Origin of the sequence: Arthrobacter sp. NPDC056493, assembly GCF_042795115.1 — a bacterium.
Lineage (GTDB): Bacteria > Actinomycetota > Actinomycetes > Actinomycetales > Micrococcaceae > Arthrobacter.
Window position 1 is genome coordinate 1 of sequence record NZ_JBHTSL010000085.1, and the last position, 18,582, is coordinate 18,582.

The 18,582-nt window shown below is 67.9% G+C and carries 13 protein-coding genes and 1 tRNA gene; 12 read left to right on the plus strand and 2 right to left on the minus strand.

Going from position 1 to position 18,582, the window contains the following annotated elements:
* Positions 1-115 precede the first annotated feature (115 nt).
* From rsmA to ACFQ50_RS22980, 3 genes are read left to right on the plus strand one after another with little or no spacing between them, the layout of a single operon-like run.
* The gene (rsmA, locus tag ACFQ50_RS22970; protein WP_377997915.1) at positions 116-1,003 is read left to right on the plus strand and encodes a 16S rRNA (adenine(1518)-N(6)/adenine(1519)-N(6))-dimethyltransferase RsmA; all 888 of its coding nucleotides are present in this window, start codon (positions 116-118) and stop codon (positions 1,001-1,003) included.
* Positions 1,003-1,971 carry a 4-(cytidine 5'-diphospho)-2-C-methyl-D-erythritol kinase gene (locus ACFQ50_RS22975; protein WP_377997916.1) on the plus strand — a complete coding sequence of 323 codons (969 nt, stop codon included), beginning with the start codon at positions 1,003-1,005 and terminating at the stop codon, positions 1,969-1,971. The genes rsmA and ACFQ50_RS22975 overlap by 1 nt, the downstream gene beginning before the upstream one ends.
* A 34-nt stretch (positions 1,972-2,005) precedes the next feature.
* Positions 2,006-3,832, plus strand: a complete 1,827-nt coding sequence (locus ACFQ50_RS22980; protein WP_377997917.1) for an ABC-F family ATP-binding cassette domain-containing protein — start codon at positions 2,006-2,008, stop codon at positions 3,830-3,832.
* Between the two features lie 67 nt (positions 3,833-3,899).
* Here the strand turns inward: ACFQ50_RS22980 and ACFQ50_RS22985 are convergent, their stop codons facing one another.
* Entirely contained in the window at positions 3,900-4,499 is a 600-nt protein-coding gene (locus ACFQ50_RS22985; protein WP_377997927.1) for a TetR/AcrR family transcriptional regulator, read from the minus strand.
* A gap of 246 nt (positions 4,500-4,745) precedes the next feature.
* Here ACFQ50_RS22985 and ACFQ50_RS22990 point away from each other — a divergent pair.
* The 9 genes from ACFQ50_RS22990 to sufU all read left to right on the plus strand — a co-directional run bounded on the left by ACFQ50_RS22990 (position 4,746) and on the right by sufU (position 17,012).
* Positions 4,746-4,817 (plus strand) — tRNA-Gln (locus tag ACFQ50_RS22990).
* 122 nt (positions 4,818-4,939) lie between these two features.
* Positions 4,940-6,430 carry a bifunctional UDP-N-acetylglucosamine diphosphorylase/glucosamine-1-phosphate N-acetyltransferase GlmU gene (gene glmU / locus ACFQ50_RS22995; RefSeq protein WP_377997918.1) on the plus strand — a complete coding sequence of 497 codons (1,491 nt, stop codon included), beginning with the start codon at positions 4,940-4,942 and terminating at the stop codon, positions 6,428-6,430.
* A 5-nt stretch (positions 6,431-6,435) separates the two neighbouring features.
* Positions 6,436-7,416 (plus strand): ribose-phosphate diphosphokinase, encoded by a 981-nt coding sequence (locus ACFQ50_RS23000; protein ID WP_377997919.1) that lies wholly within the window; start codon positions 6,436-6,438, stop codon positions 7,414-7,416.
* 295 nt (positions 7,417-7,711) lie between these two features.
* Positions 7,712-8,326: a 50S ribosomal protein L25/general stress protein Ctc gene (locus tag ACFQ50_RS23005; RefSeq protein WP_377997920.1), complete on the plus strand. Its 615-nt coding sequence runs from the start codon at positions 7,712-7,714 to the stop codon at positions 8,324-8,326.
* Between the two features lie 118 nt (positions 8,327-8,444).
* Entirely contained in the window at positions 8,445-9,029 is a 585-nt protein-coding gene (gene pth, locus ACFQ50_RS23010; RefSeq protein ID WP_377997921.1) for an aminoacyl-tRNA hydrolase, read from the plus strand.
* A gap of 173 nt (positions 9,030-9,202) precedes the next feature.
* Positions 9,203-11,941, plus strand: a complete 2,739-nt coding sequence (locus ACFQ50_RS23015) for a LuxR C-terminal-related transcriptional regulator (protein WP_377997922.1) — start codon at positions 9,203-9,205, stop codon at positions 11,939-11,941.
* The gene (locus tag ACFQ50_RS23020; RefSeq protein ID WP_377997923.1) at positions 11,934-14,684 is read left to right on the plus strand and encodes a LuxR C-terminal-related transcriptional regulator; all 2,751 of its coding nucleotides are present in this window, start codon (positions 11,934-11,936) and stop codon (positions 14,682-14,684) included. The genes ACFQ50_RS23015 and ACFQ50_RS23020 overlap by 8 nt, the downstream gene beginning before the upstream one ends.
* A gap of 508 nt (positions 14,685-15,192) precedes the next feature.
* Positions 15,193-16,518, plus strand: a complete 1,326-nt coding sequence (locus ACFQ50_RS23025) for a SufS family cysteine desulfurase (protein WP_377997924.1) — start codon at positions 15,193-15,195, stop codon at positions 16,516-16,518.
* A gap of 44 nt (positions 16,519-16,562) precedes the next feature.
* Positions 16,563-17,012: a Fe-S cluster assembly sulfur transfer protein SufU gene (gene sufU / locus ACFQ50_RS23030; protein ID WP_377997925.1), complete on the plus strand. Its 450-nt coding sequence runs from the start codon at positions 16,563-16,565 to the stop codon at positions 17,010-17,012.
* Between the two features lie 10 nt (positions 17,013-17,022).
* On the opposite strand, the gene nhaA is transcribed toward sufU, so the two are convergent.
* On the minus strand, positions 17,023-18,399 hold the full coding sequence (gene nhaA / locus ACFQ50_RS23035; RefSeq protein WP_377997926.1) for a Na+/H+ antiporter NhaA: 1,377 nt from the start codon (positions 18,397-18,399) through the stop codon (positions 17,023-17,025).
* Positions 18,400-18,582 lie beyond the last annotated feature (183 nt).

Consider the following 18,582-nt stretch of genomic DNA (forward strand, 5'->3'; position numbering starts at 1 on the left):
GACCACAGCCGCGGCGGCCGCCAAGGCCGGGCCCGGAACTAACGGGCCCGGCCTTCGCCGTCCCCGGCGAACACAGAACCCCGTTCCATATGGAGCAGCGGGATAGGATACCTAGGTGACTGACCCGACCCCCGCCGCCTCCGGCACCGCGCCCGCTCCGCTGTTCGGTGCCTCCGATATCCGCAGGCTGGCCGGAGAGATCGGCGTCCGCCCCACCAAAACACTTGGCCAGAATTTCGTCATCGACGGCAACACCATCCGCAGGATCGTGACCGCGGCCGGCATCGGCCCGGACGAGACGGTCCTCGAAATCGGGCCCGGGCTGGGGTCGCTGACGCTGGGGCTCCTCGACTCCGCCAAGGCGGTGGTCGCCGTCGAAATTGACCCCGTCCTTGCTGCGAAGCTGCCGGAGACCATCCGGCAATGGCGGCCAGAGTCCGCCAACGACTTCCACCTGGTCCTCGCCGACGCCATGAAGGTGACCGAACTGCCGGCCGAGCCCACGGCGCTTGTGGCCAACCTGCCCTACAACGTTGCGGTGCCGGTGGTGCTCCACCTGCTGCAGCACTTCCCGTCCATCCGGCACGGCCTCGTCATGGTCCAGGACGAAGTGGCCGACCGGCTGGCCGCCGAACCGGGATCCAAGATTTACGGGGTGCCCTCGGTCAAGGCCGCGTGGTACAGCAGCATGCGCAAGGCCGGCATCATCGGCATGAATGTATTCTGGCCTGCACCCAAAATCCAGTCCGGCCTCGTGGCCTTCACCCGGCGCGAGCCGCCGGCCACCACCGCCAGCCGCAAGGAGGTTTTCGCCGTCATTGATGCTGCCTTCGCGCAACGCCGTAAGACGCTCCGGGCAGCCCTGGCAGGCTGGGCCGGCAGCGCCGCCGAAGCGGAACGCTGCCTCGTCGCGGCCGGGGTGGACCCCACCGCTCGCGGCGAAGTGATCGATATCGCTGCGTTCGCGAGGATCGCCGAAGCCCGCAACGCCTCGGACGACTGATGGCGCTCCACGGCCTGAGGGGCCGCTTTGCGGCGAGGACCGTCCGGGTCAAGGCTCCGGGCAAGGTCAACGTCTCGCTGGACGTCGGGCCGCTGCGGCCGGACGGGTACCACTCTGTGGCAAGCGTCTACCTGGCGGTGTCGCTGTATGAGGAAGTCGCGGCCACCAGCACAACATCCGACGGCATCACCGTCAGCATCAGCCCCGACAGTACGCTGGACCTCGACGGGGTGGACATCCCGCTCGACGGACGGAACCTCGCCTACAAGGCAGCGGCCATCATGGCCGACGTGTCCGAACACTCCACCGGCGTGCACCTTGAAATCACCAAGCGGGTGCCCGTGGCGGGCGGCATGGGTGGTGGGTCCGCGGATGCTGCCGCCACCCTCCTGGCCTGCGACGCGTTGTGGAACAGCGGCCTGTCCCGGGACGAACTCGCCCAGCTCGCCGCCGAGCTCGGGGCTGACGTTCCCTTCGCTCTCCTGGGCGGCACGGCCGTGGGGCTGGGCGTGGGCGATGACCTGTCGCCTGCGCTGGCAAAGGCCCAGATGGACTGGGTTCTGGTCACGGCAGAGTACGGACTGTCCACCCCGGACGTTTTCCGCACCCTCGACCGGCTCCGCGATGCCGAGGGCCTGGACATCGAGGAGCCCTCGGCGGTGGACCCGAAGATCCTGCAGGCCCTGCGCAGCGGCGACGCCAATGCGCTGAGCAGGGTGCTGGTCAATGACCTCCAACGTGCGTCCATCGACCTCGCTCCCGGGCTCCGGGACACCCTCGGCCTGGGAGAATCCTGCGGGGCCATTGCCGGGATCGTTTCCGGCTCCGGACCCACCGTGGCCCTGCTGGCACACAATCCGGAGGCGGCGGAAAACCTCGCCGGGGAGCTCCAGCACAAGGGCCTCAATGCACTGGCCGTCCATGGCCCCGTGCCCGGCGCCCGCATCATCTCCGATACGCTCCTTTAATACTTTCCACCAACACACCAGAAAGCAGTTCCCCGTGGCACACCTGCTCGGCGGCGAGAACCTCACGGTTTCGTTTGCAACCCGTACCGTCCTCGACGGCATTACCCTCGGCCTGGAAGAGGGCGACCGGATCGGCATGGTGGGCCGCAACGGTGACGGCAAGTCGACCCTTATGCGGCTGCTGGCGATGCGTTCCACCCCGGATTCCGGCCGGGTGACCAAGCGCGGCGATGTCAACATCGGCTACCTGGACCAGAGCGATGTGCTCGACGCCGACCTCACGGTGGGTGCAGCGATCGTGGGCGACCAGGCCGACTATGAATGGGCCCGCAATCCCCGGATCCGCGAGATCATGGGCGGACTGGTGTCCGACGTCGACTGGCACGCCAACGTGCACGCGCTCTCCGGCGGGCAGAAGCGGCGCGTGGCGCTGGCCAAGCTGCTGATCGAGGACCACGACGTCATCATGCTCGACGAGCCCACCAACCACCTCGACGTCGAAGGCGTCGCCTGGCTGTCCCGGCACCTGAAGACCCGCTGGCGGGCCAACCAGGGCGCCTTCCTCGTGGTCACCCACGATCGCTGGTTCCTGGACGAGGTCTGCACCAAGACCTGGGAAATCCACGACGGCATCATGGACCCTTTCGACGGCGGCTATGCCGCGTATGTGCTGGCCCGCGCCGAACGTGACCGCGCAGCGTCCGTGATGGAAAGCAAGCGCCAGCAGCTCGTCAAGAAGGAACTCGCCTGGCTGCGCCGCGGTGCACCGGCCCGCACAGCCAAGCCCAAATTCCGGATCGAGGCGGCCAACGCCCTGATCGCCGACGTACCCGAGCCGCGGGACTCCACGGCCCTGAGCAAGATGGCCACTGCCCGGCTCGGAAAGGACGTCCTGGACCTCGAGCACGTCTCCCTGGACCTCCTGGGAGGTGATGACGGGCAGAAGCTTTTCGATAACATCACGCTGCGGCTTGCGCCGGGCGAGCGGCTGGGCCTGGTAGGCGTCAACGGCGCGGGCAAGACCACCCTGCTGAAGCTCCTCAACGGCGAGATTCGGCCAACCTCCGGGAAGTTCAAGCGAGGCAAGACGGTGGTCACCGCGGTCCTCACCCAGGAGGTCAAAGAGCTCGACGACGTCTCGGACCTGCGCGTGATCGAAGTGATCGAGCGCGAAAAGCGCTCCTTCAACGTCGGCGGCAAGGAATTCACCGCCGGGCAGCTGGTGGAGCAGCTGGGCTTCACCAACGAGAAGCAGTGGACCCCGGTCAGGGACCTCTCCGGTGGCGAACGCCGGCGGCTGCAGCTGCTGCGCCTGCTCGTGGGTGAGCCGAACGTGCTGATGCTTGACGAACCGACCAACGACCTCGACACCGACACCCTCGCCGCCGTCGAAGACGTCCTGGACGGCTGGCCCGGCACGCTCGTGGTGGTCAGCCACGACCGGTACCTTCTGGAACGGGTGACGGACCACCAGATGGCCTTGCTGGGCGACGGCAAGATCAGGGCCCTCCCGCGCGGCGTGGACCAGTACCTCGAACTCCGCGAGAATGCCCTCGCCGGCTCCACGGTTGCCGGCGGCGGGAACCCGGTCACCGGCCCGTCCGCCACCGGGGCGGCGGCCCTGGCCGGACCGTCCGAGGCCGAAAAGCGCGACGCCCGCAAGGCCAAAAATCGCATCGAACGGCAGCTTGGCAAGCTCGAACAGCAGGAGAAGAAACTCCACGAGCAGATGGTGAAAAGCACCGCCGACTCCGACTTCGACGCCCTCGCCGAGCAGAACAAAAAGCTGAAGACCCTGGCCGAAGAACGCGAAGCCCTGGAACTCGAGTGGCTCGAGGCCCTGGAAGTCCTCGGCGAGTAGCCGGTTCCGGGTTTTTGGCCAGACATTGGCCGCTAAAGGCGGGAACCCTGACGGCGGTCTGCCGGGCTCAGGGCTCGCTGCGGAGTTCCGGCTCCTTTTTGAGACCGGTCAGGCCGTTCCAGGCCAGGTTCACGAGGTGGGCGGCGACGGCCCGTTTGTCGGGCTGGCGGGCGTCCTGCCACCACTGCCCCGTCATCGCCACCATGCCCACGAGCATCTGCGCGTACATGGCGCCGTCGGCTGCGCTGAATCCACGGCGGGCGAACTCGTCGGCCAGGATGTGTTCAACGCGGGCCGTCACGTGCGAGAGCAGGGTGGAAAAGGCGCCTTCGGGCTGTGACGGGGGAGCGTCACGCATGAGGATGCGGAATCCGTCGGTGCGTTCCTCGATGTAGGTGAGCAGGGCCAGGGCGGCGCGTTCCACGAGGACGCGCGGCTTGGCTTCGTCGGCCAGGGCGTCGTTGATGGCGGCGAGCAGGATGCGGAACTCGTACTCGACGACCTGCGTGTACAGGCCCTCCTTCGAGCCGAAGTGCTCGTAGATCACCGGTTTGGAAACGCCTGCAGCGGCAGCGATTTCTTCGATGGTGGTGCCGTCCAGGCCCCGCAACGCGAACAGTGCCCGGCCTACCTCGATGAGCTGGGACCGGCGCTGGGGCCCGGTCATCCGCGACCGGGGGATGCGCCCCGCCGCCGCTTCGGGCCTTGCTGGCAGTTTCCCCGGACCGTCAGTCGTCCCTGTGCTGTTTCTCACGGTCCAATCATGCCTTACGTCAAGCGGCGGGCAGGGGCGACGGCGGGTCCCGGCGCGCTGCCCCAGCCGGAGCCGGCGCACCCGAAGCGCCGAGGTCGCACGAGCATCAACGTTCGTGGCAGAATTGGTTCTCGTGCCCAGGCTAAACGCCGGGCATGGTCCGCTCTGGTGTAATGGCAGCACCCCGGCCTTTGGAGCCGTGGAGTATAGGTTCGAATCCTATGGGCGGAACAGCTGCATCAGAGGTGTCCAGTAGGATGAACCCTGTTGCCGGTTCCGGGCACAGGTTCGGACACCGCCGCGCAGGCAGCCGCGGATGCAGTACAGCGCAACCGAGCAAGGAGAGCCCGTACGTGAGCCCCGAGAAATCCGGCCCAGCCGCCGTTATCGTCCTAGCTGCAGGTGCCGGTACCCGGATGAAATCCCGTACCCCCAAGATCCTCCACGAAATCGGCGGCCGTTCCATGGTTGGCCACGCCCTGCTTGCTGCCCGCAGCATCAGCCCCGAGCGCCTGGCCCTGGTGGTCCGGCACGAGCGGGACCGCGTCGCCGCGCACCTGACCGAACTCGATCCGGACGCCCTGATCGTGGACCAGGACGAGGTTCCCGGCACCGGCCGCGCGGTCGAAGTTGCCCTCGAAGCCTTGGACGCCAAGGAACCTGTCGCCGGAACGGTCGTGGTGACGTACGGCGATGTCCCGCTGCTGACGGGTGAAATGCTCGCCGAGCTGGTGTCCACACATGAGCGCGAGGGCAACGCGATCACGGTGCTCACCGCGATCCTGGACGACGCCACCGGCTACGGTCGCATTCTTCGCGGCGAAGACGGCACCGTGACCGGCATCCGCGAGCACAAGGACGCCACCGACGCCGAGCGTGCGATCCGTGAGATCAACTCCGGCATCTACGCCTTTGACGCTGCTGTCCTCCGGGACGCCCTCGTCCACGTCACCACCGACAACTCGCAGGGCGAAAAGTACCTGACCGACGTCCTCGGGCTCGCCCGCGTGGCCGGCGGCCGCGTGGCCGCCGTCGTCACGGCCGACCGCTGGCAGGTGGAGGGCGCCAACGACCGCGTGCAGCTCGCCGCCCTCGGCGCCGAGCACAACCGCCGGACCGTGGAAGCCTGGATGCGCGCCGGTGTTACCGTCGTCGACCCTTCCACCACCTGGATCGATTCCACGGTGACCCTGGCTGAGGACGTCCGGATCCTGCCCAACACCCAGCTGCACGGCACCACCACGGTGGCGAGGGACGCCGTCGTCGGCCCCGACTCCACGCTGACCGATGTCAGCATCGGTGAGGGCGCCAAGGTGACCCGGACCCACGGTTCCGGTGCAGAGATCGGTGCGGGGGCCAGCGTTGGCCCCTTCACCTACCTGCGCCCGGGAACGGTCCTGGGCGAGACGGGCAAGATCGGCGCCTTCTACGAAACCAAGAACGTCAGGATCGGCCGCGGCTCCAAGCTGTCCCACCTGGGCTACGCCGGGGACGCCGAAATCGGCGAGGACACCAACATCGGCTGCGGCAACATCACGGCGAACTACGACGGCGAGAAGAAGCATCGCACGGTGATCGGCTCTGGCGTGCGCACCGGCTCCAACACAGTATTCGTCGCTCCGGTCACGGTGGGGGACGGCGCCTACAGCGGCGCCGGAGCCGTGATCCGCAAGGACGTGCCTGCGGGTGCACTGGCGCTCTCCATGGCAGCTCAGCGCAACGCCGAAGGCTGGGTCACCGCCAACCGTCCCGGCACGCTGTCCGCGGAACTGGCAGAAGCCGCCGCGGCCCGCGAAAGCCGCACTGATTCCCCAAATTCCCCCGCATCTACAGAAGAGGGCTAGCAACCATGACCGAAATTACGGCTCGCGGCGAGAAGAAACTGGTGCTCGCCGCAGGGCGTGCACACCCGGAGCTTGCCCGGGAGATCGCCAAGGAGCTGGGCACGGAACTGCTGCCTGTGGACGCCTACGACTTCGCCAACGGCGAGATCTATGTCCGCGCCGGGGAGAGCGTCCGCGGAACGGACGCCTTCGTCATCCAGGCGCACCCCGCACCACTGAACAACTGGCTCATGGAACAGCTGATCATGATCGATTCGCTGAAGCGGGCTTCCGCCAAGCGGATCACCGTTGTTTCACCGTTCTACCCGTACTCACGCCAGGACAAGAAGGGCCGCGGCCGCGAGCCCATCTCCGCCCGCCTCGTGGCCGACATGTACAAGACCGCCGGTGCTGACCGCATCATGAGCGTGGACCTGCACACCTCGCAGATCCAGGGCTTCTTCGATGGGCCGGTGGATCACCTCATGGCCATCCCGCTGCTCGCCGACTACATCCGCACCCGCGTCAGCGCCGACAACATCACCGTGGTCTCGCCGGACACCGGCCGCGTGCGCGTGGCTGAACAGTGGGCCGAGCGCCTCGGCGGTGCGCCGCTGGCGTTCGTCCACAAGAGCCGCGACCTGACAGTGCCCAACCAGGCCGTGTCCAAGACCGTGGTGGGCCAGATTGAGGGCCGCACCTGCGTCCTGATCGATGACATGATCGACACCGGCGGAACCATCTCCGGCGCTGTGCAGGTGCTAAAGAACGCCGGCGCCAAGGATGTCATCATCGCCGCCACGCACGCGGTGTTCTCCGACCCCGCAGCCCGTCGCCTCTCCGAGTCCGGTGCCCGCGAAGTGGTGGTCACCAACACGCTGCCCATCAACCCGGAGAAGCGGTTCCCGCAGCTCACCGTCCTGTCCATCGCGCCGCTCATCGCCCGGGCCATCCGGGAAGTGTTCGACGACGGATCGGTCACCAGCCTGTTCGACGGCAACGCCTGACGGCGCTGTTTGAGTTCCGCCCGTTGAGCTTGCCGAAACCCGAAGCACCGGGTTCCGGCAAGCTCAACCAGCGGTGCCAAGAAAGTGCTCGTTTTCAGTAAACGGGCGCAACGCTGGTAAGCTTCTTCCCGATACCTTGGCGAGGGAGAGCACCTCCGGAATTCCGGACTGCTGGTCTCCGTTATCGACTGGGTCTGAACCACCCTTCTGGTGGGGCCGCCTTCGGGCCGCCCGGCGTTGAAGGTCACTCCAGACCTCCGCCCTTGCTGAACCAACCATCCACCAGGAGATTCACATGTCTGAGCAGAAGCTCGCAGCAGAAGCACGCACCGAATTCGGCAAGGGTTTCGCCCGCCGCGCCCGCGCCGCCGGCCAGATCCCCGCCGTGATCTACGGCCACGGCGCAGAGCCCATCCACATCACCCTGCCGGCCAAGGCCACCACCCTGGCTGTCCGCACGGCCAACGCCCTGCTGTCCCTGGACCTCAACGGTGAAGGCCACCTGGCACTCGTCAAGGATGTCCAGCGCGACCCGATCAAGCAGATCATCGAGCACATCGACCTCCTGACCGTCCGCCAGGGCGAGAAGGTCACCGTTGACGTTCCCGTACACGCCGTCGGTGAGACCGCCCCGGGCACCGTGCACAACCTGGAACTGACCGTCGTCTCCCTCGAGGCCGAGGCAACCCACCTGCCCGAGGCCGTCGAGGTCAACATCGAGGGCCGCGCCGCCGGCGAGCACATCCACGCCTCCGATCTCGTGCTCCCCAAGGGTGCCGTCCTGCTGACCGACGCCGAGGCCCTGGTGGTCAACATCTCCGAGGCCGCAGCACCGGCTGAGGGAGAAGAGGGCGAAGCTGAGGAAGCCGCCGCTGAAGAGGCTCCGGCCGCAGAAGCTGCTGCCGAGTAATTCGGGCACAACCCTTCCCGCGCCATATCCGGCGCGGACCGGTGGCCGGGTCCTTTTCGGGCCCGGCCACTGCCGTCCCTGACCACTTGCGGGCAAACCCCGCCTTTAGGATTGATTCATGACTGACACCTGGCTGATCGTAGGCCTTGGCAACCCCGGACCCGAGTACAGCGGCAACCGGCACAACGTCGGCCAGATGGTGCTGGACGGGCTGGCCGGACGGATCGGCGGGAAGTTCAAGGCCCACAAGGCCAGGGCCCTCGTCCTCGAAGGCCGGCTGGGCATCGGCGGCCCCCGCGTAGTGCTGGCGAAGCCCGGCACCTACATGAACGTCTCCGGCGGGCCGGTGTCCGCGCTCGCCAGGTTTTACGACGTCGGGCCCTCCCGAGTGGTGGCGGTCCATGACGAGATCGACATCCCCTTTAATACGGTGAAGCTGAAGATCGGCGGCGGCGAGGGAGGGCACAACGGCCTCCGGGACATCTCCAAGGCCCTCGCCACCAAGGACTACCTGCGGGTCCGGGTGGGAGTCGGCCGTCCGCCGGGGCGGATGGACACCGCAGACTACGTGCTGCGGGACTTCGGCACCGCTGAAAAGAAGGAATTGCCCTTCCTGCTCGATGATGCCGCCGACGCCGTCGAGCTCCTGGTCAGGGAGGGCCTGACAGCCGCCCAGCAGCAGTTCCACACCGCCAAGGTGTAGCGCCTTCCGCCACGGTTTTTCCTCCCCGCCGCACCTACCTCAAGGTCGCATCAAGGTCTGCGAAATGTGAACGCAGTGCCCTATATCCCTGCAAAGTAACGGGGTAGTCTTCTTTCTAAGCGGGGGAGGCGACGGAGCCTTCATCCTGCCGGGCGGGATGTAAGGAAAAGTTCATGTCAATTGAGCCACTGAGCTGGGGACGTGGGTCTACGGCGGGCGTGCTGGCGGGACCGGCGGGCGTTGCGGGCGGAACGGACCTCCAACGTTGGTCCGTTCCGGCGCGCAGCGCAGACCTTGACGCCATCCGCACTGCGCTCACAGATCCCGAGTCCCTGGGCGTCGTCATCACAGGTGCCCGCGGTGTAGGGAAATCCTCGCTCGCCCGCACCGCCGTCGCGGAGCTGGGTCCAGACGTCTGGGCGCTTCAGCTGCGCAGCCCCCTGACCGGCTCGCAAACCTCGTACGGCTGCCTCGCGTTCCTCCTGGCCCGGCTTCCGCAGTCGGCGCTGGCTTCCCCCACCGCCATCCTCCAAGGCATCACTTCCCTGATCCGGTCCGACGCCGCGGGCCGGGACTGCGTCATCACCCTGGATACCACCGGCCAGATCGATGACATGAGCGCCGGCGTCATCCTCAACATCATGCTGACGCACACTGCCCGCGTCATCGCCATCGCGCCCAGCACCAGCGACCTTCCGGCGGACTTCCACTGGCTGCTCACCGACCGGCGGCTGACGGAAGCCCGGCTGGAAAACCTCAACGAACTGCAGACCCGGCAGGTCCTGCTGACGCTGCTGGGCCACCGCGTCTCGGCCTCGCTCGTGAGCACCTACCACGCCATCGTGGGCGGCAACCCGCTCCTGCTCAAGGCACTCGTCACAGAGCAGCAGCAGTCAGGAAACCTCGTCCTGTCCGATTCCGTCTGGACCCTGCGGGACAGGGTGGTGCTCGACGGCGCCACCGGGCTGGATGACATCGTCCGGTCCCGCTGGACCCGGGAAGAGCCGGAAACCCGCGAGGTCATCGAGATGCTTTCCTGCGCCCGGCGTGTGCCGCTGGCCCGGCTGTCCGAAATCTACGGCACCGCCACCGTGGCCGACATGGAAGATGCCGGGCTGCTGACGGTCGCCGACGCCGGGGACCGCTGGGTCTCCCTGCGGGAACAGTACCTTGGGGACGTGGTGCGCTCATGGCTGAGCATCTCCCGCCGTCGTGAACTCCGGACCCTGTTGCTGGGCGGCCACGAACCCGAGCTGTCCGCCCTGACCATGGAGGAGCGGATCGAGTTCGCCGCCTGGACCAGGGAATGCCAGGCCGAACTCAGCCCTGCCATGGCGGTGGCCGCCGCGGAGGCAGCGGTGCAGCTCTTTGACCCGCGGTTCGCGATCTCGTGCGTTGAAGGCATCACGAAGACCGACGACGTCTGGGTGGAAGCGCAGCTGCACAAGGCAACCGCCTACCTGCTGCTCGACCTGCCGGTGCAGGCCATGTCCGCGCTGGAGGACATTTCCCAGGGACAGCTGGACGCGCTCGATGAGGAGGCCTTCGCCCGCGTGGTGGCAGCCAAGATCCGGGTCATGGTCTGGCTGCCCGAGCTGTGCGACAAAGTGCCGGACGAGCTGGCAGCTGCGCGGAAGCGGCTGGGCGTTGCCGTGGGGGTGGCCTCCAGCTGGCCCGATCCGCTGGGCACGGCCGCCGACGCCATTACCCTGGCCGAATTCGAATACAAGTCCTTCGTCGGCGATTACGCCTCCATGGTCGCGGAGCTGGAGGAGGCGATCGACCCCGCGGTCAACAAGGACCCCGGCTTCAGGATCCAGGCAGCACTGCTCCTGATGCACGCCCTGTCGGCCGTCGGCCGGGAAATGGACGCCCTCCAGCTGATGCGCCGCGTCGGCGGACAGCTTTCGGATGCCGGGCCGCTGACGGGCTTGCGGGAACGCTTCGCAATGACGGCGTTCAACGTCCTGCTGCAGGCCGGCCAGTGGAAGCGGTGCCTGGAACTCGTCGGCCCGCCCAAGGGGCAGGAGGAGCGCCGGCTGGCCTACCGGACGTCCGCCACGGAACTGGCAGCCGGCATCGCCTACGTTTTCTCAGGCCGCGGTGCGGTGGCCCTGGATTCGCTGCTGTCCGCCGTCGCCCAGCTCGAGCTCCGCCCAGTGCTGAACATGCTGCAGGCCGCCTACGCCGCCACGGCCTTCGCCTACGCCCAGATCGGCAACGCCGGGCAGGCACACAAGTACCTCGACAAGCTCCGCGGCGTGCGCGGCCACTGCAACTTCGGCACGCTGTTCGTCACCGAGTTCTGTGCCGACATGGCGGGCCGGTGGCTGGGGGACACCGACGCCGTGAAGCGCCTCCTCGAGGCAGCACACCGCGACATCGACGCCGGCCGGTACACGCTGGCGGGCATCAGCCTGCTCGGAGCCACCGTAAACGGGACTGATGAGGACTTCCGCCTGATGGAGGAGGTGGCAGGCCGCCGCCAGGGGACCCTCGCCGAGATCTCACGCCTCGTCGCCGTGGGCACCCGCACCAAGGACGCCAAGGTCCTCTTGGAAGGCGCCCACCTGTGCGCCGAACTGGAGCTCGACGCCGTGGAGGCCCGGTGCGTTGCGCTCGCTGTCGACTTTGCCCGCCACTCCGGGGATTCTGCCTCCGCCCGCGTTGCCCAGGCCCGGCTGGACACCCTCACCGCCACGGTGCCCAGCCTGCCGATCGTTCCCAGCAGCGGAAGCCCGCTCCTTACCGCGCGTGAACGCCAGATTTCCCGTCTGGCCGGAAGGGGCGTGTCCAACCGCGACATCGCCCTGGAGATGGGCGTATCCGTCCGAACGGTGGAGGGCCACCTGTACCAGGTCTTCACCAAGCTCGGCGTGACATCCAGGGGTGATCTGCCTGGCCTTGTCTAACAGCTCCACACCAAACAGCGCTTCGCCCAACACTTCGTCCCACGGCGTCTCGTCCAACGGCCGCGGTGCCAAGGCGGAACCGGAACTCCGCCAGCTGACCGGCCGCCGTGAAGCGATTGAGCATGTCTGCACCATCATCCGCAGCCGTGCCAGCCAGGCCGTCTACCTGATGGCGGGCCCCGGCGTCGGGAAAACATCGGTGACGGATGCCGTGCGCGAGAAGCTCGCGGCAGAGATGACAGTGCTCCGCATCCACGGCAGCTCCTCGCTGGCAAAAGTCCCCTACGGCGTGCTGGCGCCGTACACCTCCGGGCTCGCCCCCGAGGAAGCAGACTCGCCGGTCGCGGTGCTGCGGGCCGTCTGGGCCCACTTCCAGGAGCTGAAGGGGAGCCGCGGCCTCAAAGGGGGCGCCGACGCCCCTGTCCTCCTGGTGGTGGACGACGCCCACCACCTCGACGACGCCACGGCCAGCATGGTGGTGGACATGACCTCTGCCGGCTGGGCGACCGTTCTGGCCGCCGGGCGGCCGCGGCCGGGCCTGCCCCAGGCACTGAACCAGCTTTGGTATGACGGCCTGGCGGAACGCATCGATCTCCGGCCGCTCAGCGGCGATCAGGTCAGGGAAGTCGTGGAACACACTCTGCAGGGGACGGTACCCGTGAGCACCGTCCAGTCGCTGTGGTCCGCTTCAGGCGGCAACCCGCTGCTCCTCGACTGCCTGCTGAGCGACGCAACAGCCGACGGTACCCTGGTCCAGCGGAACGGGATCTGGGTGCTGCTCGGACCGTTGCCGGCGGACGGACCCAGGCTTTCGGACCTCGTGGTCAAGGATCTCCTCCGGAGACCGCCGGAGGAGCAGGATGCGCTCAAAGTGATCGCCCTGGCCGAGCCCGTGCCCAGGGGCCTGATCGAGGACGTCTGCGGCGGCGGCGTCGTGCGTTCCCTGCTGGACAACCAGGTGGTGACCGAATCAGCCGCGACGCACACCGAGCTGAGCCTTACGCACCCGATCCTGGGCGAATCGACGCGGCGCCAGGTGTCCGTCTCGCGGAGCCTGCAGCTGCGGCAGAAGCTTGATGCCCACCTGGATCCGGCCGCCGCCAGCGCGGAAGGCAGGCTGCGGCTGGTCGAGTGGTCGCTGGAATGCGGTCTCGAGGTGCCGGACCGGGACCTGCTGGACGCCGCCCTGCTGGCTGCGACCACGTTCAACAACGCCGGCTCCCGGCTCATGGCCAGCCACGTCCGGGCACCGGAGTTGCAGGCCCACGCGCTCGCCATCACGGCGCGGGCCCACTTCAACGAAGGCAAGTACCGCGAGGCCGCCGAACTCCTCGACGGCTGCTGGCTTAACCTGGCGGGGGATCCGGAAGCGCCGCAGGTCCTCATGCTCAGGGCGTCATCCCATCTGGCGCTGGGTAAGTCCGTGACGTCGCTCAGGGCTGAATCGCGCCACCGGCTGGAGGAGGCCGGGATCGCCCCGGACGCTGCCTGGCAGGACAGGATCCACGGCCTGCTGGAGATGACTGCCGCCGGTGACCACGAAGGCATCAGCGCTGTCATCGCGGCGCTGGGGACCGCGGATCCGGAGTCTGCACCGGGTGTCGAAGCAACACTGCACGCCGTGGCGCAGGCACTGCTTGCCCAAACGCTGGTGGCCGCCGGACGGTCGCACCAGGCCCACGCCGCCGCGCTGGCGGCCGGCCCCTACCTGCCGGCGCTTGGCGGTGGCCTCTATTTCTTCAACGAGTTCGTCCTGACCCGGCTGGCGATCAGCACCCTCGCTGCCGGCAACTGGGAGTCTGCCGAGCATGAGCTGTCCGGTTACCCTGCGGAACGCACCGAGGGCGCTTCGACCTTCGGCGGCGGGATCCAGGCACTGCGCGGCCTGGGACTGCTGCGGCAGGGCCAGCTGGAGCGCGCCTACCAGGTCCTCCTGCCCGCAGTCGAAGCCCTCCGCGTCAATGACCCGCTGCAGGAGTTCAGGTTCGGCTCGTCGCTTGCCTTCTACGCCGCAGCACGGCTGGGCGACACCGCCCAGGCGAAGCGGCTCGAACAGGACTTCATTTCGGCCCGGCACGCCAGCGGACCCGGCTGCGATGCCGTCGCGGAGGCCTATGCTGCCGCCGCGGCTGAACACCTCGACCGGAAGGGCAGCGGGCTGGACAGGCTCCGTGAACTCGCGGGTTCCGAGTCCGTTGCGGACCATCCCGGAACGAGGATGGAGTGCCTCATCCTTTGCTCGGATCTCGGCGAGCGGTCGCTGGCACCGGAACTCGCCGCCCTCGCCGCCACCGTTGAGGGCCGGTGGGCAGCCGGCTGGCGGCAGCTGGCCCAGGCCTGGGCCTCGGAGGACGCCGACGTTCTGATGGACACGGCCGCAGCCCTCGAGGAAGCCGGGCTGCTGAACCTCGCGCGCGAAGCGTACGCCAGGGCCGGCGCCCTGCTGGACGCCGCGGGCGAGCGGCGCCGTGCCCGCCAGGCGATCGCCCATCGGGAGAAGTGCGACCAGGAACTCGGCGAGCGGTTCCGGGAAAGCCCGTTTGTCGCCTCCGTTCCGAGTGTCCACCTGACCCGCCGCGAGCGGGACATCGTGGAGCTGGCGGTGCAGGGCCTCTCCGACCGCGAGATTGCCCAGCAGCTGATGGTGTCCGTACGGACCGTCGAGGGGCATCTGTACCGCAGCTACGTCAAGCTCGGCGTCCGCCGGCGTGACGAGCTCGCGCTGGCCCTTCCGAAGAAGTAGCGCTTCCCAGGCTGTTTTTTCTGGCCCCCCCCGGGGCAAATTCCGCGCCGTTGCACGCCGGACCGCGCCACCTGCGGGAACCAGTAGTTAAGTACTCAGAAAAACGAGTACCGGGTACTGGTGCCGCGGGCGCCAGTACGCGATTAACTATTAGTGGCAGCGGAAGCAGGGCTGATCTCCCCCCGAAGCTGCCACCAGATTTTCCAGGTCTCGCACCAGATTTCCGGCCCTCGGGGTCCGGGCAAGGCGGGGCCGGCGACGTCAGAGCCTTCTGAGACCGAGGCTCTCCCCCCAGCCGTCGCCGGCCCTTACAAGTAGTCCGCAACCAGCGAATATCCAACTGCATGATAAGGGCGGCCCGCAGCGACGGGGGCCGCCCTTCGCATGTGCCCGGTCAGGCAGGCACCGGTCAGTCAGGCACCGGTCAGGCAGCCCGGTCCTGCCCATGCTCCGGCCGAACGTGCTGTGGGACAATTGAGAGGTACCTCAAGGCACCCAAGGAGTCCCATTGGCCGTAGTATCAACGCCAACCACGCTGACGCGTGCCCTTTCTGCGATGGACAATGCCGAGGTCCTGCGGATCCGCAACGACTTTCCCGTGCTGAACCAGACGGTCAACGGCCGCCCGCTCATCTATCTTGACTCCGGCGCCACCTCGCAGAACCCGCTGAGCGTGATCGAGGCGGAACAGGAGTTCTACGAACAGCGCAACGCTGCCGTACACCGCGGAGCCCACCACCTTGCCGTCGAGGCCACCGAGGTCTTCGAGGACGCCCGGCAGACAGTCGCCGACTTTGTCGGGTCGGACTATGCGGAAATCGTCTGGACCTCCAACGCCACCGAGGGCCTGAACGTCATCAGCTATGCGCTGTCGAACGCCGCCCTGTGGGCAGCCCAGGGGCGCGGTGACTCGAAGCTGCGGGACCTCGCACTGGGGCCGGGCGACGAAATCGTGGTCACCGAAATGGAACACCACGCAAACCTGATTCCCTGGCAGGAACTGGCCTACCGGACAGGCGCCACCCTGCGGCACATCCCGCTGGACGACGCCGGGGTGCTGCGGATGGATGAGGCAGCGGACATCGTGGGGGAGCGCACCCGGCTGCTGGCGTTCACCCACGCCTCGAACGTGCTGGGCACCATCAACCCCGTCCGCGAACTCGTCGCCCTCGCCCGGCGGGCAGGTGCCCTGGTGGTGCTGGATGCCTGCCAGTCGGCGCCGCACCTCACCCTGGACGTCAAGCAGCTGGATGTCGACTTCGCGGTGTTTTCCGGCCACAAGATGCTGGGACCCACCGGCGTCGGTGTGCTGTACGGCAAGCAGGAGCTCCTGGACGTGCTCCCGCCGGTCCTGACCGGCGGTTCCATGATCACCACGGTGACCATGGAACGCGCGGAGTACCTCCCCGCGCCACAGCGGTTCGAGGCCGGGACCCAGAAGATTTCGCAGGCAGTGGCCCTTGCCGCCGCGGTCAACTATCTGACGGAAACCGGCATCGACCGGGTGCACCGGTGGGAGTCCGAACTTGGCCAGCGCATGGTGGCAGGCCTGGAAGCCATCGACGGCGTCCGCGTGCTGGGTCCGGCCGCCGGCCAGGACCGGATCGGCCTGGCGGCCTTTGACGTTGCCGGTGTCCACGCGCACGACGTCGGCCAGTTCCTCGACGCGCGGGGCATCGCCGTCCGCGTGGGCCACCATTGCGCCCAGCCGCTGCACCGCCGTCTTGGCCTGACGGCCACCACCCGGGCCAGCGCCTACTTGTACAACACCACCGACGACGTGGACGAATTCCTGGACGCAGTGTCCGGAGTCCGCGCCTACTTCCGGGCCTAGCCCTCCGACGACTAGCCCCGCTCCCCGACGACAGGTACCTGAGCATGAGCCTCGACCAGCTTTACCAGCAGATCATCCTGGACCACTCCAAGGCCCGGCACGGCAGCGGATTGGCCGCAACGGCCGCTCCGGACGGCGCGTCCACGGGCCAGTCGCACCAGCTCAACCCCGTGTGCGGCGACGAGGTCACCCTGCGTGTGGCCGTGGACCACGGCACGGTCACGCAGTTGGCGTGGGACGGGGCAGGCTGCTCGATCTCCATGGCCTCTGCCTCCGTGCTGAGCGAGCTGGCCGAGGGCATGAGCGTGGACGAACTCCGCTCGGTGATCGGGAACTTCCGCGAGGTCCTGCGGTCCCGCGGAAAAATCCCGGCCGACCCGGAAATCCTGGGCGACGCCGCTGCCTTCGAAGGCGTGGCCCGCTACGCCGCGAGGGTAAAGTGCGCCATGATCTCGTGGGTCGCCGCCGAGGATGCCCTCAACCAGGCAGCCTGACCGCCCGGCCTCAGCGGTCCTGATCGGACCGTTGGAAGACATCCGGCACGCCGTCGCCGTCGTCGTCCCTTGTCTCTTCCGCTTCCAGGCGCCGGTAGTGCCTGTTGCGGGCCTTAAGAACGACGGCGGCCAGCACCGCCGCGGTCAGCGAACCGGTCAGGATGGCCACCTTTGCATGGTCGTCGTGGGCCGAGCCCGGCCCGAAACTCAGTTCCGCGATCAGCAGCGAGACAGTGAAGCCCACGCCGGCCAGGACGGATAGCCCGGCGACGTCGACCCACTTGAGCCCGTCGTCAAGCTGCGCGCGGGTGGTTTTCGTGACCAGGAACGTTGCCCCGAAGACGCCAACGGCTTTGCCCACGACCAGTGCTGCAACGATGCCCACCGCTACCGGGTCGGCCAGTGCGGACGTCAGCCCCGGGGCGCCGCCGAGCGCAACGCCTGCCGAGAAGAACGCGAACACGGGGACCGCAAGACCCGCAGACAGCGGACGGAGCAGGTGTTCCAGGCGTGCAGCCATGCCGGTGCCGCCGCCGTCGCCGGTGGTGCCGCCGGAAGTGATGCTGCCGCCGGCACTGCTGCCTGGGTGGCGCCGGTCCCGCCGCGAGGCTGCCACCGGGACGGTGAAACCGAGCAGGACGCCCGCCACCGTGGCGTGGATGCCGGAGGCGTGCACCAGGACCCACGTGGCAGCCGCGAGCGGCAGGAGCAGGTACCAGCGGGTGATCCGCTTCTGCGCCAGCCAGGCGAAAAGGGCCAGCGGGACAAGGGCGGCGAGCAGCAGGGCCGGCTGGAGCCCGGAGGAGTAGAAGAACGCAATGATGCTGATCGCGATCAGGTCGTCCACCACCGCGAGGGTGAGCAGGAAGGTCCGCAGCGCGGCGGGCAGGTGGGTGTTGATGACCGCCAGCACAGCCAGCGCGAAGGCAATGTCGGTGGCGGTGGGGATGGCCCAGCCCCGGAGGGCCTCGGCCCCCTGGTTCCAGACAATGACGGAGTAAATGATGGCCGGCACGGCGACGCCGCCCACCGCGGCCGTTACCGGGACCACTGCCCGGGATGGCCTGCGCAGGTCGCCGGAAACAAACTCGCGTTTGAGTTCCAGCCCTGCAATGAAGAAGAACAGGGCGAGCAGTCCGTCCGAGGCCCAGTGCCCCACACTGAGCTGCAGGTCCCACGGCTCGTAGCCGAGCTCCAGGTCACGCAGCCTAAAGTAGGCGCCAGCGGCGGGGGAGTTAGCCCAGATCAGCGCGGCTGCTGTGGCGGCCAGGAGAAGTGCGCCACCGAATGTCTCGGTCCGCAGGATGGCCGCTATGCGAAGGTACTCCGGATAGGTGGAGCGGCTGAAGACCCGGAATTTCCGGGAGGGGAGCGGCAGTCTGGGCATCGGGGCTCCTCGGGCTCGGCAAAGTGACCTGCCGACCAGACTTCCCGGCGCACCTTGTGTCCAGCTTATCCGACTGGCGGAGGTCGCTGGGTGTGCATGGCGAAAACCCGTTTGGGCAAGGCCAACACACGGACCCCCAAAACCCCACGCGGGGCGCGCTTACCCAACCCGCCCGGGCCCCGC